This is a genomic window from Streptomyces sp. NPDC046805 (assembly GCF_040645355.1).
Taxonomy (GTDB): Bacteria; Actinomycetota; Actinomycetes; order Streptomycetales; family Streptomycetaceae; genus Streptomyces.
Window position 1 is genome coordinate 20,389 of the sequence record NZ_JBEYYC010000006.1, and the last position, 22,484, is coordinate 42,872.

18 protein-coding genes are annotated in these 22,484 nt (G+C 72.7%); 11 read left to right on the plus strand and 7 right to left on the minus strand.

The annotated features are described in order from the left end of the window. Positions 1 to 3 precede the first annotated feature (3 nt). From ABZ910_RS08905 to ABZ910_RS08925, 5 genes are all read right to left on the minus strand, one after another. Positions 4 to 2,580: a tetratricopeptide repeat protein gene (locus tag ABZ910_RS08905; RefSeq protein ID WP_361361080.1), complete on the minus strand. Its 2,577-nt coding sequence runs from the start codon at positions 2,578 to 2,580 to the stop codon at positions 4 to 6. Beyond that, positions 2,577 to 3,917, minus strand: coding sequence for a hypothetical protein (locus ABZ910_RS08910; protein ID WP_361361085.1), 1,341 nt, complete (start codon positions 3,915 to 3,917; stop codon positions 2,577 to 2,579). The genes ABZ910_RS08905 and ABZ910_RS08910 overlap by 4 nt, the downstream gene beginning before the upstream one ends. 44 nt (positions 3,918 to 3,961) lie before the next feature. After that, positions 3,962 to 5,005, minus strand: coding sequence for a glutamate ABC transporter substrate-binding protein (locus ABZ910_RS08915; RefSeq protein WP_361361087.1), 1,044 nt, complete (start codon positions 5,003 to 5,005; stop codon positions 3,962 to 3,964). 29 nt (positions 5,006 to 5,034) lie between these two features. Next, positions 5,035 to 6,447, minus strand: coding sequence for a hypothetical protein (locus tag ABZ910_RS08920; RefSeq protein WP_361361089.1), 1,413 nt, complete (start codon positions 6,445 to 6,447; stop codon positions 5,035 to 5,037). A gap of 335 nt (positions 6,448 to 6,782) precedes the next feature. Next, positions 6,783 to 7,910, minus strand: coding sequence for a mechanosensitive ion channel family protein (locus ABZ910_RS08925; protein ID WP_361361091.1), 1,128 nt, complete (start codon positions 7,908 to 7,910; stop codon positions 6,783 to 6,785). Positions 7,911 to 8,246: 336 nt separating this feature from the next. Between ABZ910_RS08925 and ABZ910_RS08930 the strand changes: the two genes are divergently transcribed. From ABZ910_RS08930 to ABZ910_RS08945, 4 genes are all read left to right on the plus strand, one after another. Further along, positions 8,247 to 8,783 (plus strand): HNH endonuclease, encoded by a 537-nt coding sequence (locus ABZ910_RS08930; protein ID WP_361361093.1) that lies wholly within the window; start codon positions 8,247 to 8,249, stop codon positions 8,781 to 8,783. A 374-nt stretch (positions 8,784 to 9,157) separates the two neighbouring features. After that, a complete protein-coding gene (locus ABZ910_RS08935) occupies positions 9,158 to 9,403 on the plus strand; it encodes a hypothetical protein (protein ID WP_361361095.1) in 246 nt (81 codons plus the stop codon). Beyond that, a complete protein-coding gene (gene malQ, locus ABZ910_RS08940; protein WP_361361097.1) occupies positions 9,404 to 11,503 on the plus strand; it encodes a 4-alpha-glucanotransferase in 2,100 nt (699 codons plus the stop codon). A 119-nt stretch (positions 11,504 to 11,622) separates the two neighbouring features. Further along, on the plus strand, positions 11,623 to 11,883 hold the full coding sequence (locus ABZ910_RS08945; protein ID WP_361361099.1) for a hypothetical protein: 261 nt from the start codon (positions 11,623 to 11,625) through the stop codon (positions 11,881 to 11,883). A 114-nt stretch (positions 11,884 to 11,997) separates the two neighbouring features. Here ABZ910_RS08945 and ABZ910_RS08950 read toward each other — a convergent pair whose 3' ends face one another. After that, entirely contained in the window at positions 11,998 to 12,582 is a 585-nt protein-coding gene (locus ABZ910_RS08950) for a TetR family transcriptional regulator (RefSeq protein ID WP_361361101.1), read from the minus strand. Positions 12,583 to 12,725: 143 nt separating this feature from the next. On the opposite strand from ABZ910_RS08950, the gene ABZ910_RS08955 reads away from it, so the two are divergent. Beyond that, positions 12,726 to 14,288: an FAD-dependent monooxygenase gene (locus tag ABZ910_RS08955; protein WP_361361103.1), complete on the plus strand. Its 1,563-nt coding sequence runs from the start codon at positions 12,726 to 12,728 to the stop codon at positions 14,286 to 14,288. A gap of 61 nt (positions 14,289 to 14,349) precedes the next feature. Here the strand turns inward: ABZ910_RS08955 and pepN are convergent, their stop codons facing one another. After that, on the minus strand, positions 14,350 to 16,923 hold the full coding sequence (gene pepN / locus ABZ910_RS08960; RefSeq protein ID WP_361361105.1) for an aminopeptidase N: 2,574 nt from the start codon (positions 16,921 to 16,923) through the stop codon (positions 14,350 to 14,352). A gap of 379 nt (positions 16,924 to 17,302) precedes the next feature. Here pepN and ABZ910_RS08965 point away from each other — a divergent pair, with 379 nt between their 5' ends. From ABZ910_RS08965 to ABZ910_RS08990, 6 genes are all read left to right on the plus strand, one after another. Then, a complete protein-coding gene (locus ABZ910_RS08965; protein WP_361361107.1) occupies positions 17,303 to 18,073 on the plus strand; it encodes an MHYT domain-containing protein in 771 nt (256 codons plus the stop codon). A gap of 4 nt (positions 18,074 to 18,077) precedes the next feature. Then, positions 18,078 to 20,510 (plus strand): nitrate- and nitrite sensing domain-containing protein, encoded by a 2,433-nt coding sequence (locus ABZ910_RS08970; protein ID WP_361361109.1) that lies wholly within the window; start codon positions 18,078 to 18,080, stop codon positions 20,508 to 20,510. Beyond that, the gene (locus ABZ910_RS08975; RefSeq protein ID WP_361361111.1) at positions 20,507 to 20,935 is read left to right on the plus strand and encodes a roadblock/LC7 domain-containing protein; all 429 of its coding nucleotides are present in this window, start codon (positions 20,507 to 20,509) and stop codon (positions 20,933 to 20,935) included. The genes ABZ910_RS08970 and ABZ910_RS08975 overlap by 4 nt, the downstream gene beginning before the upstream one ends. Then, entirely contained in the window at positions 20,928 to 21,323 is a 396-nt protein-coding gene (locus tag ABZ910_RS08980; RefSeq protein ID WP_361361113.1) for a DUF742 domain-containing protein, read from the plus strand. Before ABZ910_RS08975 ends, ABZ910_RS08980 begins: the two co-directional genes overlap by 8 nt. After that, entirely contained in the window at positions 21,304 to 21,888 is a 585-nt protein-coding gene (locus ABZ910_RS08985; protein WP_361361115.1) for an ATP/GTP-binding protein, read from the plus strand. The genes ABZ910_RS08980 and ABZ910_RS08985 overlap by 20 nt, the downstream gene beginning before the upstream one ends. A 94-nt stretch (positions 21,889 to 21,982) precedes the next feature. Further along, entirely contained in the window at positions 21,983 to 22,462 is a 480-nt protein-coding gene (locus ABZ910_RS08990) for a DUF1203 domain-containing protein (protein WP_361361117.1), read from the plus strand. Positions 22,463 to 22,484: the final 22 nt, after the last annotated feature.

A 22,484-nucleotide genomic window follows, 5' to 3' on the forward strand; every position in this document is an offset into this window, starting at 1 on the left:
CAACTACACCCACGTCCGGGGGCGGTAACGGTTGGCCCGTTCCACCAGGTCGATCCTCTGCTCGCCGCCGGGCGCGAGCCGGGCCAGCGTGCGGTACGAGCGCTCCAGGCCGAAGCGGAGTCCCCGCTCGTCCAGACCGCTGCCGAGCAGTCTCCGTCCGCCGTCGCCGTCGACGGCCGGCCGGGTGCCCTGGCCCCCGGAGAGTATCCAGTCGAGGGCGCTGCCGAGCACCTCCGCCGCCAACTGCTCGCGGCGTGCCGGATCCAGACCATACGCGTCCAGGGCCTCCACCTGCCCGGCGGCCGCGGTCAGATCGTCCAGGAACGGTACGTCCGCGGCGGTCGCCGTGCGCTGCCGCAGCCTCGCCCGTACGGCGGCCACCCGCGCGGCCGTGAAGTGGATCGAGGACTCCGCAACCGACTCCAGCGTCCGTACGGCACCGCGCCTGTCCCCGGCCGCGAGCTGTACGCGCGCCAGCCCGAACGCGGCGCTCACGAAGCTCGGGTCGGTCGCCCACACCAGGCGGTAGTACTCGGCGGCGTTGTCCAGCTGGCCCAGCACCTCCGCGCACAGGCCGAGCGCCAGCTTGGGCGCGGCCTCGCCGGGGAAGGCGTCGTAGATGGCGTCGAACGCGGCCGCGGCGCCTGCGAAGTCGTCGGTGACCAGCGCGGCCACGCCCCGGTACCACACCACCCGCCAGTCGTCGGGGCGTTCGTCCTCCAGCTCGGCCAGGGACACGAGCGCCGCCTCGGCACAGCCGCTCTCCAGCCGGGCGCGGATCATCCTGAGCCGCGTCTCGACGCTCTGCGCGGGCGCCGCGGCCAGCGCGCTGATCAGCTCGCCCGGCGCGGAGGCCATCAGGCCCGCCAGGAAACCGGCGTTGGGGTCGGCCGGGTCCACATGCGGGACGGGCAGCGCGAGGGCGGCGGCGGGCGCGGCGACGGGCTTGACGATGCCGGGGCTGCCGCCCTGCCCGGCGAGGGCGGGGGCGTGCTGCGCGGGGCTGGCGGGGGAGCCCTGCCCGTGGCCGCCGCTTCCCGGGGCGCCGGAGACCGCGGAGTTCCGCCCCGCGGCGCGCACCGTGCGCGCGCCCAGCCGCGACACGTCGCCGTCCAGCCTCGGGAACAACTCCGTGTCCGTGACCCTCGGTTCGGGACCGAACAGGGTCGACAGGGCCGGGCGCGCGCGGCCCGTCTGCAGGGACACGACCTCCCGCAGCACGCCGGTCAGCTGCTCGGACATCTCCTGCGCGGAGGCGAACCGGCGGGCCGGGTCCGGGTCGGTCGCGCGGACCAGGAGCCGGTAGAAGGACTCGTACCGGCTGAACACCTCGATGTGGTCGGGGTCGGGCAGGGAGTCCGCGAAGACGTTCGTGTAGCCCTGGAAGTCGAAGGTCAGGACGGCCAGCGTCCGGCCGACCGTGTAGAGGTCGCTGGCCACCGACGGGCCGGACTCGGCGACCTCCGGCGCCTGGTAGCCGACCGTGCCGTAGATGGCCGACTCGTCGTCGTCCATCCTGCGTACGGCGCCCATGTCGATCAGCTTGAGCTGGTCCTCGGTCTGGATCGCGTTGTCGACCTTGAAGTCGCAGTAGAGCAGGTTGCGGCTGTGCAGGTGGCCGAGCGCCTCCAGCGCCTCGATGCCGTAGGCGCACGCCTGCTCCACCGGCAGCGGGTCGCGCCTGCCGTCCGCCGCCCGCCGGGCATTGGCGATCTCCTTGAGCGACTTGCCGCCGACGTACTCCATGACGATGTAGCCGTCGAGCGAGCCGGTGCGCTGGTCGAGGTGCTCCACGAAGTTGTAGATCCGCACGATGTTGGCGTGCTCGATCTCCGCGAGGAAGCGCCGCTCGGAGATCGCGGCGGCCATCGCGTCCTGGTCTCCGGTGTCCAGCAGGCCCTTCAGCACGACCCACCGGTCCGACACCGCGCGGTCCACGGCCAGGTAGATCCAGCCCAGGCCGCCGTGCGCCAGGCAGCCCACGACCTCGTACTGGCCGTGCACGATGTCGCCGGCCCGCAGCTTCGGCACGAATGAGTACGGGTGACCGCACTTGGTGCAGAAGCCCTCCGTGCGCCCCGGCCGGTCACCGCGGGCGCGGCCCACCGGCGCCCCGCAGTCGGAGCGCGAGCAGAACCGCTTGCGCTCGGGCACCTCGGCGTGCTCCAGCACCATCGCGCGCGGGTCGGGCCGCGGCACCTGCGGCACCGACACCAGTCCGGCGCCGAGCCGGCCGCGCCCCGACGACCCGGTCGTGGAACCGGCGCTGCGCACCGACACCGAGCGGCCCGAGGACCGCCCCGACAGGGAGCGCGAGAGCCGTCCCGACACCGAGCGCCGCGACTTCGACGACTGCGACGACGTACGCGCACTGCGGCCGCTGGAGCGCGAACCGGCGCCGCCCGCCGAACCCGAGCCTCGGCCCTCGCCCGTGACCCCCGTGGGCGGCGAACCGACCGGCCCGGACGCGGAGACGACCGGCGCCAGACCGCAGGTGTCGCAGTACAGCTCACCGCCGCCCATGTCCTCGTACGCCCCGTCGCAGCCCGGCCGCTGACACGTCTGACCCGTCCGACTCATGGCTGGCTACTCCCCCTTCCGTCCTGAGGACCGCCCTGCTGCGGCACCCGCGGGGTGCCGAGCAGTTCGGCGGCCGCCTGCTGGTAGCGCAGCACGGCCTGTTCGGCGACGCGCAGGTCGCAGGGCGCGCTCCACAGCATGCGGCGCGCCGCGTCGTACCGCTCGACCAGCAACGAGTCCTCCGCGAGACCGTGCCGGGCGACCTTCGCCTTGTACGCGTCGAGGCGGCCGCGCAGCTCCGCGCGGACCGCCAGCGGCGCGGTGACCGCGGTCAACGACTCGCGGGCGCGCAGCAGTTCGTCGTCCGCCTGCCGCTCCAGGGACTCCAGGAGCGGCGAGAGGCGGTGCCACTGGGCCTGTCTGCGGTACTCGGCGGCGGTCGCCAGCCGCTCCTGCAGCACGGTCGGCGGCCCGCCGACCACCGGCACCTCCGTCGCGGCGATCTTCGCGAGCACCTCCCCGCGCGCGGTGCGCGCCTCGGCGAGCGTGCGGTCCGCGCGGGAGAGCACGTCCCGCAGCCTGACCAGCCGCTGCTCGGCGTCCTGGCGGACCGTCAGCACGGCGTCGATCTCCCGGCGTACGTCCTCCAGGGCGCGCGCCTCCCGGTCGTACACCGTGGTGTCCGGCCGGCCGCCGCCCGGAGCCGAACTGCCCGCCGCCGGAACCCAGAAGGCCAGCGGGTCGGAGATCACGCGCTCGCGCAGCCTCGTCAGCGTGTGCGTGATGCGCTCCAGGTCGTCGCCCGCCGGGTGCTCGCCGGGGCGCACGCCGACGGAGTGCGCGAGCTTGCGCGTGCGCTGGAGCTCCGCGGCCAGTAAATCGATGCGGGCGGGCAGGGCCGACCACACCGTGTCGGCGGCGACCACCAGGTCCAGCGAGCCGGCGTACAGCTCGTTCATCCGCTCCACCAGCGCGGCCAGCGTGAACCGCTCGCTGAGCCGGCCCGCGGCGGACAGCAGCGTCGGCGCGTTCGCGGTGGCCGCGGCCGTCGCGCCGCCCGCCACCGTGACGGACTCGCCGCGCAGCAGCTCGGTCAGCTCCACCAGGTCGTCGCGGCTGGACCAGCGGCGTCGGGCGCGGATCTCCCGGGCGGAGCGCAGCGCGCCCGCGTACGCGTCGAAGTACGCCCACAGCAGCGTGATCGACGCCTCCGCGGCCGTCCAGCGCTCCTTGGTGGTGCCGGTGAGTTCGGCGCCTTCGAGGAGTCTGCGGCCCGCGTGGTCCTGCAGGGCGAGGAGCGAGGTCTCGATGGCCTCGTGCTCCGCGCCGAGCCGCGCCAGCGCACGGTCCACCTCGTCCCGGTCCATCACCGGCCCGGCGGGGTCCGTGACGCCCATCGATCACCTCTCGCTGCGTTGTAGGGCTGGGTCGGCCGTGTCGTTCAGCTCTTGCGCAGGTACTGCGGCGGGGGCGGCTCGGACGGCGTCGAGCTCTTGCCCAGCGTTGCCGACAGCCACTTGTCGTACGACGCCTGCCAGCCGTCCGCCCGGTAGTCCACCAGGATGTGATTGACCCGGCGTACCAGATCGCCGGCGTCCTTCTTCATCGCCACGCCGTAGTACTCGGTCGTGAACGCGGCGCCCTTCAGTTCGACCGTCGGGTCCTGGGCGGCCTGGCTCGCGGCGAGCGCCGCGTCGGTCACCACCGCGTCGGCCTGGCCGAGTTGGAGCCGCACCAGGCAGTCGAGCTGGTTGGGCACCGTGCGGGAGATGTCGGCGGAGGCCGCGAGCCGGCCCTCCTTGCGGTCCTCCTCCAGCTTGGTGTACGCCGTCGAACCGGCCGCCGTGCATATCCTCTTGTGCGCCAGCGAGCCGTTGTAGCCCGTGATCGACGACGACTTGGGTGCCAGCACCTGCTGGCCCGTCTTGAAGTACGGGGCGGAGAAGGCGACATCGGCCAGCCGGTCGCAGGTGATGGTCATCGCGCGCACGACCATGTCGACCCGGCCGTCCTTGATCGCCGGGATGCGCCGGCTGGTGGGGATGGCCTTGAACTGGACGGCGTCCGGGTCGCCGAGGATCTCCCGGGCGATCCGGTGGGCCAGGTCGATGTCGAAGCCCTCCAGCTCCGCGCCCTTGGCGTTCGGATTGCGATAGCCCCAGCGGTAGCTGTTCTGGTCGATGCCGACGATCAGCTTCCGCTTCCCGTCCGGGCGGGCCTTGATGGCGTCGATCGTGGACCCGTCCGCGCCCGAGGGCGACAGCGTCTGCTTCTGCGCCTCCGACTCCTTGCAGTGGTCGGCCCGCGCCTGCTCGGCCGTGGCGACGCGTCCGGTGCCCGCTCCCGCGCCGCCCCCGTTCCCGCCGCCGGGCGGCCGGACCGACGGCAGCAGCAGGACGAAGACCAGCGCCACCGCGCAGGCGACCGCCATCGCCCCCACCCCGCCCCAGCCGCGCAGGGAGACCCGCACGCGCCGTACGTTCATCGTCAAGTCCCCTTTCTCCGCTGTGCCGTTCATCGGTACTCCGACAGCCTGCGCCCGATGCCGAGCACGGCGCCCGCCGCGCCGAGGACGGCGAGGACGGCGGCGCCGGCGGTCAGCCCGGTCATCGCGTCCCTGCCGTCGCCCGCCGACCGCCGGAACTCGCTCTGCTCGTGCGCGAGCGCGTGCCTGAGGTTCTCGTCCACGTTGTCGAAGCACTCACCGGTCGCGTCCTTGGCGCCGATCACCTTGTCGAGGGCCTGCTGGTAGTTGCCGTTCTCGTCCTCCGTGCGGGCCGACGCGTGGCGCTTCTTCCACACCGCCATGTTGCCCTCGGCCGCCACCACCGGCCTGCCGCCCGCCGGGTCGTCGGCGAGCTTCCGCGCCTCGGTCAGGCCCTTGCCGAGGACGTCCATGTCCGTGTCGAAGTCGTAGTAGTAGGCGTCGTACGTCGTGTCGCCCACCTTGACCGTGTCGGCGCCGCGGGCCACCAGGCTCAGGTTCTCGTTGCCCCGGGCCTTGAGGGAGGCGATGCGGGCGTCGTGCAGGACGTTCAGCGAGCGGACGCCGTGGTCGTAGGAGCTGTTCAGGTCCGCGCGGGCGACGGTGTGGCCCACGACGAGCCAGAGCAGCACCACCGTGGCGGTGGCCGTGGCGGCGACCAGGCCGTGGTTCAGCACGCGGTTCGTGCGCCGGTACTCGCGGTGCTGGGCCCAGCCGAGCGCGCCGAGGGCGACGACACCGAGCGCGATGGCGGCCCACGGGTACGGCGTCGCGTCGCCGTAGTCCGAGCGCAGCCGCTGGTTCTCCTTCTTGTACAGCTCCTCGGCCGCCGGGAGCATCTGCTTCTGCATCCTGTTGTTGGCGTACCGCAGATAGGCGCCGCCCACCGGATAGCCCTGCCGGTTGTAGGTCCGGGCCCGCTCGATCAGGCCCTTGTACTCCGGGAGCAGCTTGTTCAGCTTCGATATGGCCGCGGCGGAGGGCGAGTTCGGCTCGGAGCTGGCGGCGGCCGTGACGAGTTTGGCGGCCGCCGTACGGATGTCGTTCTCGTACCGGTCGCGGGAGGCGGGCGTCTCCTGCCCGCCCGCCAGAAAGCCGCTGGAGGCGGCCGTGTTGGCGTCGGCGAGGGAGCGGTAGATGTCGGCCGCGTCCGAGCTGAGCGGCTGGCTGCTGTGCAGCACGTCGTCGGCGGCGGCCGCGCGGTCGGTCGTCTGCCAGGCGGTGACGGTGCCGAACGCGACGACCAGGAGGGCGAGTAACGCTCCGATGACGCGCAGCCGGCCCGGTTCGGTGGTCGCGGCGGCACGCAGGCGGTCGACACCCTCGGCGAAGGCGGTCCGCCGCGCCTCGGCCGGCGCCGATGTGCCCGCGGGAGCCACGGTCGCGGGAGTCGCGGAGGCGGGAGTCACGGGCGGCCCGGGCCGCGGCGGGACGGCGGGCATGGTCGGCAGGCCGGCTCCGGACCCCGTCCCCGAGCCGGTGCTTGACCCCGTACCCGGCCCCGCACCCGCCCTCGATCCTGCCCCTGACCCTGATCCCGGCGGTGCCGTGCTGTTCTTCGGCGGGTGTGCCACTGCTGACCTCCCCCATGGTCATCCGTCGCCGCCAAGTATCGCCGCCGGGACTGACATCCGCACCGGCGTTCCACCCCCTGCCCATGAATACGTCGCACGAATCTGTCCGGTTCCCCGGCGTGTGCGACGGTCCTCCGCAAACGCCGAGAGGCGGCACCGGAAGCTCCGGTGCCGCCTCTCGCCGCAGGCCTGTTCTCGTGCCGCTACGGCTGCTTCCCCGCCGTCCGCTGCGGAGCCATCGGAGCCACCGGGGCCGCGGACGCGATCGGCGACGCCTCCCGCGACTCCGGGGACGTGGGGTTGGAGAACGCCGACGGGGCCGCGACGTCCGCCACGGAGGCGGTGTCCAGGTCCGGAGCCACCGTGGACTCGCCCACGATCGGGATGCGGGCCGCGTCGAAGGCACGCTTGACCCGCCAGCGCAGCTCGCGCTCGACGGTCACCGCCTTGCCCGGCATCGTCTTGGCCGCCACGCGGACCGTCATCGAGTCGATCTGGACGCTGTCCAGGCCGAGCACCTCGATCGGACCCCACAGGATCTCGTTCCAGGGCTCTTCCTTGGTCATCTTCTCGGCGACCTCGTCGAGGGTGGTCTTCACCTTGTCCAGGTCCTCCGAGGACCTGACCGTCACGTCGACGTCCGCGGTCGCCCAGCCCTGCGAGAGGTTGCCGATCCGCTTGACCTCGCCGTTGCGGACGTACCAGATCTCGCCGTTCTCGCCGCGCAGCTTGGTCACGCGCAGGCCGACCTCGATGACCTCACCGGAGGCCACGCCCGCGTCGATCTGGTCGCCGACGCCGTACTGGTCCTCGATGATCATGAAGACACCGGAGAGGAAGTCCGTCACCAGGTTGCGGGCGCCGAAACCGATCGCGACACCGGCGACACCGGCGGAGGCAAGCAGCGGAGCCAGGTTGATCTTGAACGCGGACAGCACCATCAGGCCCGCCGTGCCGAGGATCAGGAAGCTCGCCACCGAGCGCAGCACCGAGCCGATCGCCTGCGAGCGCTGGCGGCGGCGCTCGGCGTGGATCAGCAGGCCGCCCAGCGCCGTGTTGTCGACCGCCTGGACAGTGCGGTTCATACGGTCGATCATCTTGGTGATCGCCCGCCGCACCACGATGCGCAGTACCGCCGCGATCACCAGGATCAGTACGATCCGCAGACCGGTCTCCAGCCACGTGGACCAGTTCTGCTCGATCCAGCCGGCGGCGTGCGTCGCGCTCTGCTGGGCGTCCTGGAACGTGGGCACCGCCGGAGTCGACGCCCCGGGGGACGGCGACGGCGACGGCGGCGAACCGGCGGCCGACAGGACGGCGGACAAGGACACGGCAGGTACCTCCAGGTGCTGCGCCGCCCCTCCGGTGTGGTGGGCATGGTAGATGGGCCTCGGTCGGCGTCGACCAAGGTCACGGAAGGGTCACCGGACAGGGGCAGAACCACCACACTAACGGGGCATTGCGCCTGGGGTGTGTGATGTGTTCGGGAGAGACCTCGGTCACGTGGGCTTGAACAGGCCATGCTCCGGGGGATGAATCCCGGTGTGGTCGAAAACACTCTCAGCCCGTTACCGGGACATGGTGGCGCTACCACCAGGCATGAGGGGAAACTGGCTGCAGATCGTCCCGGCGCGAGCCACGCGCCGCCGGCGTACAAGGAGGCATCCGTGCCGCATGTCCTGGTCCTCAACGCGTCGTACGAGCCGCTCGGCGTCGTACCGCTCCGCCGCGCGCTCGTCCTCGTCCTCGAGAACAAGGCAGTCTGCCTCGAGGAATCCGGCGCCTATCTGCACAGCGCAACCGTCACGATCCCCGCACCCAGCGTGGTCCGGCTCAAGCGATTCGTCCGGGTTCCCTATCGGGGGCCCGTTCCTCTGACCCGACGGGCCCTGTTCGCCCGCGACGGGGGCCGGTGCATGTACTGCGGTAGCGTCGCAACCAGCGTCGACCACGTCATCCCGCGCAGCCGCGGGGGTCAGCACGTCTGGGACAACGTGGTGGCGTCCTGCCGCCGCTGCAACCACGTCAAGGCCGACCGCCACCTCTTCGAGATCGGCTGGCGGCTGCGCCACAAACCCGCTCCCCCCACCGGCCTGGCCTGGCGCATCATCGGCACCGGCCATAGGGACCCGCGCTGGCTGCCCTACTTGCAGCCGTACGGCGCGGACGACGCCATGGCCCGGATCGACGGCATATCCGCCTGACGATCCGGGCCTTCGCATTGCGTCGTACGACGGTGTACGGCGCAATGCACGGCGGGTGACAGGGGCGGGCGACGCAACCGGCCGCGCCGGTCGCCCCGGCGCGTCACACGTAGCGCAGCTCCGCCGCGCGCGCCGAGCGGCGCAGCGTGAGCGTGCTTACTCGCTAGATGTACTGAGTGAATAGTCATCGCGGAAAAAATTTTCCGTCCGCGCACCGCAGTTTCCGCAGGCTCTGCGGACGTTTCCGCACGCTCCCCGGAACGTTGTTCCTTGGAGGCACGTCTGCCATCCCATCCACGGGGTAGGCCTCGTGTAACACGCCAGACGCCGTACTCGTCGTACGACGTGCCGCACGTACCGCCAAGGAGACCCCCGTGGCCACACCGGCTCATCTGTCACTCCCGGCCCAGTCCAAACCCGTGCCGGGGCCGTCCGTCGAACCGGAGGAGCCCCACTTCTGCGTGTTCAGCGCGGAGGGCGCCTGCATCGAGGTGCCGCTGACCAGCGAGCCTCCGTTGCCCGAGACCGCCCCCCTGACCAGCGAGCCGCCTCTCGCCGAGGCCGCTCCGCTGACCAGTGAGTCCCTCGCGACCGCGGGTATCTCGGGCCCGGGGTTGTAGGTGGCGGCACCCGGGCCGGCCGACCCCGCCGACGCGGACCTGTCCCGGCTGGCCGAGCTGTACGGCGTCGCCACCTCCTACAGCCCCTCCCCGGACCGTACGGTCGCGGTCCCCGCCGGCGCCGTCGCCGCCGCCCTGGCCGCCCTCGGCGTCGACACGAGCACCCCGCGGGCCGCCCGGGCCGCGCTCGCGGACCGCGAACGGGAGGTGCGCGAGCGACTGCTGCCGCCGACGGTCGTCCACTGGACCGGCTCCCGGGAAAACCCCCTCGCCGCGCTGCCACCCGGCACCCGTCTGCGCATCGAGACCGAGGAGGAGGGGGAGGTTCGCGCGGCCGTCGACGAGCTTCCGGTCGGCGTCCATCGCGTGACCGCCGTCGCCCCCGACGGGCGGACCGCCGAGGCCCGTCTGATCATCGCCCCGGACCGGCTCCCCACGCCCGCCGGGCGCTCGTACGGACTCCTCGTCCAGCTGTACTCCCTCCTGTCCCGGCGCTCCTGGGGCATGGGGGACCTCGGCGACCTCGCCGAGCTCGCCACCTGGGCCGGATGCACCGCGGGCGCCGGTTTCGTGCAGGTCAACCCGCTGCACGCGGCCGTACCCGGCACCGCCGCCGCCCCCACCGACCCCTCCCCGTACCGGCCCTCCTCCCGCCGCTTCCCCGACCCGGTGCACCTGCGGGTGGAGAACATCCCCGAGTTCGTCCACGTCGAGGACCGCGAGCGCCTCCGCGCGCTGCTGGAGCGGGCCGAACGGCTGCGCGCCGCCGTGCTCGACAAGGGCGCCCTGATCGACCGGGACGCGGTGTGGGAACTCAAGCGCGAGGCGCTCGGGCTGGTCTGCGACGTCCCCCTCGGGCCGGGCCGGCAGGCCGCCTACGCCGACTTCCTCGCCGAGGAGGGCCGGGGGCTGGAGGACCATGCCACCTGGTGCGCGCTCGCCGAGGTGCACGGCTCGGACTGGCGCCGCTGGCCCGCGGGGCTCCGCGACCCCCGCTCGCTCGAAACCGCCCGCGCCCGCGCCGAGTTGGCGGACCGCGTCGACTTCCACTCCCGCCTCGCCTGGCTCACCGACGGCCAGCTCGGCGCGGCCCAGCGTGCCGCACACGAGGCGGGGATGCCGGTCGGGATCGTCCACGACCTCGCGGTCGGGGTGCATCCGCAAGGCGCCGACGCCTGGGCGCAGCAGGAGCACTTCGCCGCCGGAATGTCGGTCGGCGCCCCGCCCGACGCCTTCAACGCCCGCGGCCAGGACTGGGGCCTGCCGCCCTGGCGCCCCGACCGCCTGGCCGAGTCCGGCTACACGCCGTACCGCGGCCTGCTCCGCGCCCTGTTCCGCTACGCCGGCGCCCTGCGCATCGACCACGTCATGGGTCTGTTCCGGCTGTGGTGGGTGCCCCAGGGGCAGCCGCCCACCGAAGGCACGTACGTCCACTACGACGCGGAGGCCATGCTCGCCCTCCTCGCCCTGGAGGCCACCCGCGCCGGAGCCGTGGTGATCGGCGAGGACCTGGGGACCGTGGCGCCGGGGGTGCGCGAGGCACTGCAGCGGCGCGGGGTGCTCGGCACCTCGGTGCTGTGGTTCGAACGGGACTGGGCCGGTGACGGCCGCCCGCTCCCGCCGGACCACTGGCGCGCCGACTGCCTGGCCACCGCCACCACCCACGACCTCCCGCCCACCGCCGCCCGCCTCACCGGCGAACACGTCGAACTCCGCGACCGCCTAGGGCTGTTGACCCGGCCGCCGGCGGAGGAACGGGCCGCGGCCGCCGCGGACACGGGGGAGTGGCTGGCCCTGCTGACCCGCCTCGGCCTGCTCCGGGGTACGGCCGGAGGGCGCTCGTCGGCCGCCGAGGAGGAGCAGATCCAGGCCGTCCACCGCTTCCTGCTGCGCACCCCCGCCCGGATGATCGGCGTCTGGCTCCCGGACGGCACCGGCGACCGCCGCCCGCAGAACCTCCCGGGCACCTGGGACCAGTACCCCAACTGGCGGTTGCCCGTCGCCGACGCCGACGGCCGCCCGCTCACCCTGGAGGAACTCGCCGCGTCGCCGCGCCTGCACGCACTGCTCGCGGTGCTGCGGGACGGAACCGGGCGGTGACCGTGCGGCGCGGACGGTGAACACGTCTGTGGACGGTGAACGCGTATGCAGAGCGGGGGTGAACGCGTATACGGCACCCCGGGCGCGCGCCTCGTTCGGGCGTTCGCTACTTTTGCACCGTGGACAAGAAGAACGCCCTGCGCGCCGGCGCCCTGGCTGCCGGTACGACGCTGATGATGCTGCTCATGTCGTCCCCCGCGCTCGCGCTCACCCGCGACGACGGCGACGACCCCGGCCAGAGCTTGAGCGCCATCGAGACGCTGGGCCTCTACGTCGCTCTCCCCCTGGTCCTGTTCGCGGTCATCGCCGGCCTGGTGATGGTCCTCGACAAGTCCAAGATCCGCGTGACCAAGCCCGCCGCGGCCAAGTCCAAGGCCTGAGCGGACCCTGACCTGCGCGCCGAGGGCGCCGGCCTCCCGTTTCGTACGTCTGTCGTACGACGAGGGTGAGGCCGGCGCCCTCGGCGCGTTCGGGCTCGGTTTCCGGGCCGCCCCTCAGGGATTCGGCGCCGTCAGATAACGCTGCACGGTGGGCGCCAACCACGCCACGATCTCCTCGCGGGCCAGCGCCACGACGGACGGCAGCCGCAGCACGTAGCGCGTGAGGGCCAGCCCGAGCATCTGCGAGGCGCAGAGCGCGGCCCGCGCCGGTACCTGCTCGGGGTCCGGGCACGCCTGCCGGGCGACGGGCAGCAACTGATCGCGGAAGATGCCCTGGACGCGCTCGGCGCCCGCCTGGTTGGTGACGCCGACCCGCAGTACGGCAGTCAGCTCCCCGTTCTCCTCCCACAGGTCGAGGAAGTGCGATACGAGGGCCCGGCCGATCTCCTCCCGCGGCAGCGCGGCCAGCTCCGGAAGCCGCAGGTCGACCGCGACGGCCGCCGCGAACAGGCCCTCCTTGCTGCCGTAGTAGCGCATCACCATCGACGGATCGATGCGCGCGTCCTTGGCGATCGCGCGGATGGTGGCCCGCTCGTAGCCGTCGGCGGCGAAGCGCTCGCGGGCTGCGGCGAGGATGGAGTTGCGGGTGGCGTCGGAACGGCGGGCCGAGTTCCCGTTCCCGCTGGTGTGGCCGGTCATGCCAACGAGCGTAGGCCAACCAGCGTGGGCCCACAAGCGTTGGCCCACGTGTGTTGGCCAACAACTGTTGACTCGCGTCCATCCGCGGCGTACGTTTGCCAACGAGCGTTGACCAACGGGCGTTGGCACTCCAGGAGGCCACCATGAACGGCACGGCTCACACCCCGAACGGGACGAACGGCACGTCGGAATCGCCCCGCACCCCGCTCCCCGTGATCGTCGTCGGCTCCGGTCCCACCGGTCTCCTGCTCGCCGGTGACCTGGCCGCCGCCGGTGTCCCGGTCACCCTCGTCGAGAAGCGCCCGCACAAGATCAGCAACCTCTCCCGCGCCTTCGTCCTGCACGCCCGTACCCTCGAACAGCTCGACGCCCGCGCGCTCGCCGACGACGTGGAGGCCGCCGGCCGGCCCATCGAGCGGCTGCGCCTCTTCGGCGGCCTCGTCATCGGGCTCGACGCCCTCCCCTCCCGCTTCAACCACGCCCTCGTCCTCCCGCAGTACGAGGTGGAGAAGGTGCTGGAGCGCCGGGCGGTGGAGGCAGGGGTGGACTTCCGGTACGAGACCGAGGTGACGGGGCTGACCCAGGACGCGGACGGGGTGACGGTCGAGGTCCGCGCCACGGGTGAGAGCTCCGGCAACGGCTACCGCCACGGCGACGGCGACGGCCCCGACAAGGCCCCCGACGGTGTCACCGCCGCTCGCACCGAGCGCCTGCGGGCCGCATACGTCGTCGGCGCCGACGGGATGCGGAGCGCCGTGCGGGAGGCGATCGGGCTGCCGTTCCCCGGGCGTTCCGTCATCCGTTCCGTCGTCCTCGCCGACGTCCTGCTCGCCGAGAAGCCGGAGAACCTGCTCACCGCCGCCGCCGTCGGCGACGCCTTCGCCTTCATCGCCCCCTTCGGCGACGGCTACTACCGCGTCATCGGCTGGCACCGCGGCCGCGACGTCCCCGACAGCGAGCCCCTCGACCTCGAAGAGGTCAGGGAGATCACCCGCCTCGCCCTCGGCCGGGACTTCGGGATGCACGACGCCCGCTGGATGTCCCGCTTCCACAGCGACGAACGGCAGGCGCCCGCCTACCGGGTGGGCCGTGTCTTCCTGGCCGGCGACGCCGCGCACGTCCACAGCCCGGCCGGCGGCCAGGGGATGAACACCGGGATGCAGGACGCGGCCAACCTGAGCTGGAAGCTGGCCGCGGTGGCGAACGGGCACGCGGACGCGTCGCTGCTCGACACCTACCAGGCCGAGCGCCACCCCGTCGGCAAGGCGGTGCTCCGCAGCAGCGGCGCGCTCGTCCGCCTCGCCATGGCCAAGCGCCCCTGGACGCTGGCGCTGCGCACGGCCCTCGCCACCTTCCTCGGCGCCGTCGGGCCGGCCCGCCGCAAGGCGGTCGGCCAGATCACCGGCATCGGCTACAAGTACCCGGCTCCGCGCGGCGCCCACCGCCTCACCGGCACCCGCGTCCCGGACATCGCCCTCGCCGACGGCGCCCGCCTCTACGAGGCCCTGCGCGGCACCCGGTTCGTGCTGATCACTCCGGAGCCGTACGAGGAGCAGGACGCCCGCAAGGACCGGCTGACGGTGACTCACTGGGCAAGCGACCGCCGTACGACCGTGCTGGTACGCCCCGACGGATACGTCGCCTGGGCAGCCGACTCCGCCACCCCGGCGGTGATCGACGCGGCGGTGGCCGCCCACGTGGGCTGATCCGGACAGCGCGAAGGGGCGCCCGGTGCGACACCGGACGCCCCCGTCGACGTACGAACGACTACGCGGCCGCCGCGTCCGCCGCCTGTGCCTTCAGTGCGCGCTCGATGCCCGCGCGCGACTCCGAGACCAGGCGGCGCAGGGCCGCGTTGGGCTCGGCCGAGGTGAGCCAGGTGTCCGTCTTGGTGAGGGTGTCCTGCGACACCTGGAGGGACGGGTAGAGGCCGACCGCGATCTGCTGGGCGATCTCGTGGGAGCGGGAGTCCCAGATGCCCTTGACGACCTCGAAGTACCGGTCCGTGTACGAGGCGAGCAGCTCGCGCTGGTCGGTCTGGACGAAGCCGCCGATCACGGCCTCCTGGACGGCGTTCGGCAGCTTGTCGGACTCGATGACCGACGCCCATGCCTCCGCCTTGGCCTCCGGCGTCGGGCGGGCGGCGCGGGCGGTGGCCGCGTGGCGCTCACCGGCGGCCGTCTTGTCCCGCTCGTACTCGGCCGCGATCTCCGCCTCGTCGAAGCGGCCGACCGCCGCGAGCCGCTCCACGAACGCCCAGCGCAGCTCCGTGTCGACGACCAGGCCCTCGAGCGTCTGGGTGCCGTCCAGCAGGCTGTCCAGGAGGTCCAGCTGCTCCGGCGTACGAGCCGTCGCCGCGAACGCGCGCGCCCAGGCCAGCTGGTGGTCGCTGCCCGGCTCGGCCGTGCGCAGGTGGGCCAGCGTGGCCTCGGTCCAGCGAGTGAGCAGGGCCTCGCGGGCGGCCGGGTCGGCGTACAGGTCGATCGCCAGCTTCACCTGGCGCTGCAGCGACTGCACGACACCGATGTCGGACTCCTTGCCGATGCCGGACAGCACCAGGGACAGGTAGTCGCGGGTGGCAAGTTCGGCGTCGCGGGTCATGTCCCAGGCCGACGCCCAGCACAGGGCGCGCGGAAGAGACGCCTCGAAGTCGCCGAGGTGCTCGGTGACGAAGGCCAGGGACTGCTCGTCCAGGCGGACCTTCGCGTACGACAGGTCGTCGTCGTTGAGGAGGACGACCGCCGGGCGGCGGGTGCCCGCCAGCTGCGGCACGGCCGTCAACTCGCCGTCCACGTCCAGCTCGACGCGCTCCACCCGCACCAGCTTGCCGCTCGCCTCGTCGAGGTCGTACAGGCCGACCGCGATGCGGTGCGGGCGCAGCGTGGCCTCGCCCTTCGCGCCGGCGGGCAGGGCCGGGGCCTCCTGGCGGATCGCGAAGGACGTGATGACGCCGTCGGCGTCGGTGTCGATCTCCGGGCGGAGGATGTTGATGCCCGCCGTCTGCAGCCACTTCTTCGACCAGGTCTTCAGATCGCGGCCGGAGGTCTCCTCCAGGGCGCCCAGCAGGTCGGACAGGCGCGTGTTGCCGTACGCGTGCCGCTTGAAGTACGCCTGCACGCCCTTGAAGAACTCGTCCTCGCCGACGTACGCGACGAGCTGCTTGAGCACGCTCGCGCCCTTGGCGTAGGTGATGCCGTCGAAGTTGACCAGCACGTCGTCGAGGTCGCGGATCTCGGCCATGATCGGGTGCGTGGACGGCAGCTGGTCCTGGCGGTACGCCCACGTCTTCATCGAGTTGGCGAACGTGGTCCAGGCGTGCGGCCAGCGCGAGGCGGGCGCGGAGGCCTGGCAGGCGATGGAGGTGAAGGTGGCGAACGACTCGTTCAGCCACAGGTCGTTCCACCACTCCATGGTGACCAGGTCGCCGAACCACATGTGGGCCAGCTCGTGCAGGATGGTCTCCGCGCGCACCTCGTACGCCGCGTCGGTCACCTTGGATCGGAAGACGTACTGGTCGCGGATGGTCACCGCGCCCGCGTTCTCCATCGCGCCCGCGTTGAACTCCGGCACGAAGAGCTGGTCGTACTTCTTGAACGGGTACGCGTAGTCGAACTTCTCCTGGAGCCAGTCGAAGCCCTGCCGGGTCACCTCGAAGATGGCGTCCGAGTCGAGGAACTCGGCGAGGGACGGGCGGCAGTAGATGCCGAGCGGCACGCTCTGCCCGTCCTTCTCGTACACGCTGTGCACCGAGTGGTACGGGCCCACGATGAGCGCCGTGATGTACGAGGAGATGCGCGGGGTCGGCTCGAAGGCCCAGACGTTGTCCGTGGGCTCCGGAGTCGGCGAGTTGGAGATGACCGTCCAGCCCTCGGGCGCCTTCACGGTGAACCGGAAGGTCGCCTTCAGGTCGGGCTGCTCGAACGAGGCGAAGACCCGGCGGGCGTCCGGGACCTCGAACTGGGTGTAGAGGTAGGCCTGCTCGTCGACCGGGTCGACGAAGCGGTGCAGGCCCTCGCCGGTGTTGGTGTAGGCGCAGTCGGCGACGACCCGCAGGATGTTGCGCCCCTCCAGCAGCCCCGGCAGGGCGATCCGCGAGTCCTTGAAGACCTCGGCGGGGTCGAGCGCGTCCCCGTTGAGCGTCACCTCGTGCACGGTCGGGGCCACCAGGTCGATGAACGACTCGGCCCCTCCCTCGGCGACGTCGAAGCGCACCGTGGTCGCGGACCGGTAGGTGCCGCCCTCCTGCGCGCCGGAGAGGTCGAGATCGATCTCGTACGAGTCGACGGTGAGCAGCTCGGCCCGCGCTTGCGCCTCTTCGCGGGTCAGGTTTGTGCCAGGCACGCGGTCATCTCCTCGGTATGTGTGGGTTGCGCCATCCTTCCACGGAGCTGGGCGGAAGGCGATGTCCGTCTTCCGCCGGTGGGAGGAGCCGTCAGGCACGACTCGGGAGACGCTCTGTCAAATCCCGGCGGACCCGGGAGCGCTGGCGCGCGTCCGATGTCGTGATCTATGCCACCGGCCTGCACCCGGGGGTCCGTCACCGGAACTGGGCGAAGTGTCCGGGTGACGCACATTGTGATCACGGAACTCGCCGGTAGGGCAGCGCGCGGTGCATGACGGTTGATCATGGTCTGAAAATATGTGCGTTTCTCCAAAGTTCTGTGACCAAGCGGAGTGTTAGCGTCCACGGCCTTGAAGTTCCCAAGGAAAGGAAGGGCTTGTGGCACACCTGCATCACTTCGGCGCAGGATGGCTCTCACCTGTCCTCTCGTATGTGATGGCCTCCATCGGCGCGGCGCTCGGACTGCACTGCACCCTGCGGGCCCTGGCGACGGACGGACGCTCCCGGCGCAACTGGCTGGTGACGGCCTCGGTCGCGATCGGCTCGGGCATCTGGACGATGCACTTCATCGCCATGCTCGGCTTCGGAGTCGACGGAACCCCGATCCGCTACGACGTCCCGCTCACGCTTCTCAGCCTGGTGATGGCCGTGGCGGTCGTCGGGGCGGGCATCTTCACCGTCGGCTACGGCACGTCGCGTTGGCGCTCGCTCCTGCTGGGCGGTCTGGGCACCGGCCTCGGTGTCGGCGCCATGCACTACCTCGGCATGGCGGCCCTGCGGCTGTACGGCAACGTTGACTTCGACCTGCCGCTCGTCGTCCTCTCGCTGGTCATCGCCGTCGTCTCGGCGACGGTCGCGCTGTGGGCCTCCGTCACGGTGCGCGGTGCCGCGGGCGTGACGGTCGCGGCCCTCGTCATGGGGTTCGCCGTGTGCAGCATGCACTACACCGGCATGGCCGCCGTGAGCATCGAACTCGCCCCGCACACGGGGGTCCTGGGCGGCGCCACGTCCACCGAGTTCATCTTCCCCCTCGCGGTGCTCCTCGGTTCCTTCCTCTTCCTCGCGTCGGCCTTCGTCGCCCTGTCGCCCACGGCGCGCGAGCGGGCCGAGAGCGCCGACGCCGCGACCGCACTGCTCGACGAGGCATGACGTGATGAACACACTCCCCGTGCCACGGTCGATCCGGGCGAAGATCGTCTGTCTGCTGATGGTCCCGGCCGTCTCCCTGATGGCACTGTGGGCCTTCGCCACCGTCACCACGGCGCGCAGCGTCTCGGGACTGAGCCAGTACAAAGAGGCCAACGCCACCCTCCAGAAACCCCTGGACACGCTCGTCGACGCCGTGCAGTCCGAACGCTCCGCCGCGCTCCGCCGGCTCGCCGCGCCCAGCGCGGAACGGGCCGCGAACGAGGCGGACCGGGAGAAGGCCACCGACGCGGCCGTCGCCGCGCTCCGCACCGGGATCCGGTCGAGCAGCCTGGACGGCGAGTCCGTGGGCGCCGACCTCGCGGGCCGCGCCGACCGGTTGACGACCGGCCTCGACCACCTCGGCACGCTGCGCGCGCGACTGCACGGACGCGACGCCGGATGGCAGGACGCCTACGCCGGCTACGACGACACCCTCGCCCGCGCCTTCGCCCTCCAGGGCTCCCTGGCCGCCCTGCACACCCCCGACACGGCCTCGACGGCACGCGTCGTCCTCGAACTGGCACAGGCCCGGGAGATGATCGCCCGCGAGGACGCGCTGATGGGCGCCGCGCAGGCGTCGGGCCGGATGAGCACGGGCCAGTACCTGGAGTTCACCGGCGCCGCCCACACCGAGCGGCAGCTCCTGTCCGCCTCCGTGGACGATCTGCGGCCCGCCGACGCGGCCGCGTACCGGAAGGTCCTCGCCGGGACCGCGATGCGCGACGTGCGCGGCGTCGAGGACGCCCTGCGCGAGGCCGGCTATGCCGGGCGCGCGGGACAGATCGCCGCCTCCGCCCGCTGGAGCACACCCGCCGAGGACGTCCTTCAGCAGCTCGCCGCGGCGCAGAAGCAGGCGAGCACCGGCGCCGCCGACAGCGCGGACCCGTTCTCGTTCGACACCTACGGCGGCTCGGGCATCGCCGTGCTCCTCGGCCTCGTGGGCGTGGTGCTCTCGCTGGTGATCTCGGTCAGGATCGGCCGCGGCCTCGTCGTCGAGCTCGTCGACCTGCGCAACTCCGCGCTCCGGCTGGCCGGTCGCGAACTGCCGCGGACGATCGCGCGGCTGCACGCGGGAAAGCCCGTCGACCTCGACGCCGTGGCGCCCGTGCGCACCCACCACGACGACGAGATGGGCCAGGTCGGCGCCGCGCTCGACGCCGTCCACCGGGCCGCGATCAAGGCGGCCGCCGACCGTGCCGAGGTCCTGCACGGCGTCTCCGGCGTCTACGTGAACCTGGCGCGCCGCAGCCAGACCCTGCTGCACCGTCAGCTCGCCCTGCTCGACACGATGGAACGCCGCAACGAGGACCCGGTCGAGCTGGAGGACCTGTTCCGGCTCGACCACCTCACCACCCGGATGCGCCGCCACGCGGAGAGCCTCATCATCCTCTCCGGCGCCGCTCCCGGGCGCGGCTGGCGGCATCCCGTACCGCTCATGGACGTCGTCCGGGCGGCCGTGGCCGAGGTCGAGGACTACGACCGGGTGCTGATCGCGGACATCCCGGCCGTCCGGCTGCCCGGCGCGGCGGTCGCGGACCTCACGCACCTGCTCGCCGAACTCGTCGAGAACGCCACGGTGTTCTCCCCTCCGCACACCAAGGTGCGCGTGTCCGCCGAGCGCGTCGGCGCGGGCATCGCCCTGGAGATCGAGGACCGCGGACTGGGCATGGAGGCCTCCGCGCTCGGCGAGGCCAACCGGCGCATCACCGACACCGAAGAGATCGACCTGCTCGACGGCGGCCAGCTCGGCCTGTACGTGGTGAACCGGCTCGCGCACCGCCTGGACCTGCGCGTGGCGCTGCGCCCGTCGGTGTACGGCGGCATCGTCGCCGTGGTCCTGCTGCCCGGCCACGTGGCGGGCGAGCCGATCGAGGACGCCGGTGAGTCGCCGGAGGCCCGGGAGGGGGCCGCGGACGGCGACGCGGCGATCGCCGGGCTGCCCCGCCGCCGGTCTGCAAGGCCGGACGCCGCCGCTCGGACCCAAGCCGGCCGAGGGGAAGCGGCGCCGGCCGCCCCCGCCTCGGTCGTCCCGCTGCCCGTGCGGGGGAGGCCGGCCCGTCCCGCGGCCGTGCCGGCGGAGGAGCCCGTGCTCCCCACGTCTGCGTCCGTTCCGGCCCAGCGACGGTCGCCGACCGCCGCCGAAGACCTCGCGCCGCCCGCGGGCCGGCCCGAACTGCCCCGCCGCGTACGCCAGGCGGGCCCCGCGCCCGAGTCTCCCGCCGAGGCCGCACCGCAGGAGCGGTCACGAAGCCGGTCCGGGAGAACACCCGACCAGGCCCGCGCCACCATGGCGTCCTTCCGGGCGGGCTGGGTCCGCGGCCAGGTGGGCAGCACGACGCCGCGCACCCGGGGCGAGAGCGACCACCACATCGAGAACGGCGAAGGAGAAGGCCGATGAACGGCACCGCCCACCGCTCCAGTGAACTCGACTGGCTTCTGGAGGACCTCGCCACCCGGGTGGAGGAGATCAGACACGCGGTCGTCCTCTCCGGCGACGGACTGCCGATCGGCACGACGCAGAACCTCAGCCGGGACGACGGAGAGCGGTTCGCCGCGATCGCCTCCGGCTTCCACAGCCTCGCCAAGGGCGCCGGACACCACTTCACGGCCGGCGGTGTCGTCCAGACCCTGGTCGAGCTGGAGGACGGGTTCCTGTTCGTCGTCGCCGCGGGCGAGGGCTCCTGCCTGGCGGTGTTCAGCGACGCCGGCGCCGACATCGGCCTGGTCGCCTACGAGATGGCCCAGCTGGTCAAGCGGGTCGGCGCCCACCTCGGCGTTCCGACGCGCGCCGAGGCCGGTGACACCGCCCCGCTCGATGTCTGACTCCGATCAGCGCTGGTACGACGCCGAGGCGGGACCCCTGGTGCGCCTCTATGCCGTGACGGCCGGGCGGGCACGCGTCGCCGGCGAGCAGCAGCTCGACCTGATGACCGTCATCCACGCCGACCCGGACGCGCCCGACGCATCCGAAGCCGGTCACGAACCGCCACTCTCGCCGGAGCAGCAGGCGATCCTCCGCCTGTGCAGCCCACGACCGCACCCGGTGGCCGACATCGCCTCCGACTCCGGGCTGCCGCTGACGGTCGTCCGCGTGCTCCTCGGCGATCTGCTGGCACTGCGGCTGATCCGTGCCACGCCGCCCGTCCCGCCGGCCCAGCTCCCCGACGCACGCATTCTCAGGAGAGTGATCGATGGACTCCGAGCGCTCTGACGCGCCTGCGCCCTTTCTGGCGCTCAAGATCCTCGTGGCCGGGGGCTTCGGGGTCGGCAAGACCACGTTCGTCGGCGCGGTCAGCGAGATCCGTCCGCTCAGCACGGAGGAGCCCCTGACCGAGGCCGGCCGGATGGACGACAGCCTGGACGGGGTCGCCGGCAAGCGCACCACCACCGTGGCCCTGGACTTCGGCCGGATCACCCTCGGCGACGACCTCGCGCTGTATCTGTTCGGCACCCCGGGCCAGGACCGGTTCTGGTTCCTGTGGGACGAGCTCGCCAAGGGCGCGCTGGGCGCGGTGGTCCTCGCGGACACCCGCAGGCTGCGGGACTGCTTCCCGGCCGTCGACTACTTCGAGCGGCGCGGGCTGCCGTTCGTCGTGGCCGTCAACTGCTTCGACGGCGCCCGCGACTACAGCGCGGAGGAAGTGGCGACGGCGCTCGACCTGGACGAGGGGACGCCGGTGGTGCTGTGTGACGCACGGCAGCTGGGATCCGGCAAGGAGGTGCTGATCACCCTGGTCGAGCTGGCGGGCGCGGCCGCCACCGCGGCACAGGCGTGACGGGTGATGGGTGACGCGGGCCCGGGACCCGGACCGGGAGCACCATGTCCGATTCCCGCCGGTGGACGGGGCGGGCGCGCGCGAGCCTGAAGCCATGACGACGCCGTACACCGCACGCCCCATCGAACCGCCCGTCCTGAAGGACCTGCGCACCGCCGACGACGCGGGGCGCCCCATGACCGCGACGACCGACGACGAGGGCGGCTCCCCGCTGCGCTGCTGTCTGCGCCACAGCGAACCGGGAGAGCGCATCGCCCTGGTCGCCTACGCCCCGCTGCGCCGGTGGGCCGTCGAGACGGGCGCGGAGCCGGGGGCCTACGACGAGCAGGGCCCCGTCTTCATCCACGCCCGGCAGTGCCCGGGCCCGGACGGCGACGCCCTTCCCTTCGCCGGCGCCCGCCGGACCTTCCGCCGTTACTCCGCCGACGGGCACATCCTCGGCGGCCGGCTGGTCGAGGCCACCGACAGCTTCGAGACGGCCCTGCGCAACGCGTTCGACGACCCGGCCGTGGCACTCGTCCACGTCCGGGCCGTCGAGTACGGCTGCTTCCTCTACGAGGTGCGCAGGCCTTAAGGCCCGCAGGCGCAGGAGGTGC

Excerpts from the sequence above, each read along its gene's own strand:
- ABZ910_RS08975 (WP_361361111.1), top strand. The coding sequence starts at position 20,507 with ATGAACGGCACCGCCCACCGCTCCAGTGAACTCGACTGGCTTCTGGAG.
- ABZ910_RS08990 (WP_361361117.1), top strand. The coding sequence starts at position 21,983 with ATGACGACGCCGTACACCGCACGCCCCATCGAACCGCCCGTCCTGAAG.
- ABZ910_RS08910 (WP_361361085.1), bottom strand. The coding sequence starts at position 3,917 with ATGGGCGTCACGGACCCCGCCGGGCCGGTGATGGACCGGGACGAGGTG.
- ABZ910_RS08955 (WP_361361103.1), top strand. The coding sequence starts at position 12,726 with ATGAACGGCACGGCTCACACCCCGAACGGGACGAACGGCACGTCGGAA.
- ABZ910_RS08905 (WP_361361080.1), bottom strand. The coding sequence starts at position 2,580 with ATGAGTCGGACGGGTCAGACGTGTCAGCGGCCGGGCTGCGACGGGGCG.
- ABZ910_RS08950 (WP_361361101.1), bottom strand. The coding sequence starts at position 12,582 with ATGACCGGCCACACCAGCGGGAACGGGAACTCGGCCCGCCGTTCCGAC.
- ABZ910_RS08970 (WP_361361109.1), top strand. The coding sequence starts at position 18,078 with ATGAACACACTCCCCGTGCCACGGTCGATCCGGGCGAAGATCGTCTGT.
- ABZ910_RS08980 (WP_361361113.1), top strand. The coding sequence starts at position 20,928 with ATGTCTGACTCCGATCAGCGCTGGTACGACGCCGAGGCGGGACCCCTG.
- ABZ910_RS08985 (WP_361361115.1), top strand. The coding sequence starts at position 21,304 with ATGGACTCCGAGCGCTCTGACGCGCCTGCGCCCTTTCTGGCGCTCAAG.
- ABZ910_RS08915 (WP_361361087.1), bottom strand. The coding sequence starts at position 5,005 with ATGAACGTACGGCGCGTGCGGGTCTCCCTGCGCGGCTGGGGCGGGGTG.
- ABZ910_RS08920 (WP_361361089.1), bottom strand. The coding sequence starts at position 6,447 with ATGCCCGCCGTCCCGCCGCGGCCCGGGCCGCCCGTGACTCCCGCCTCC.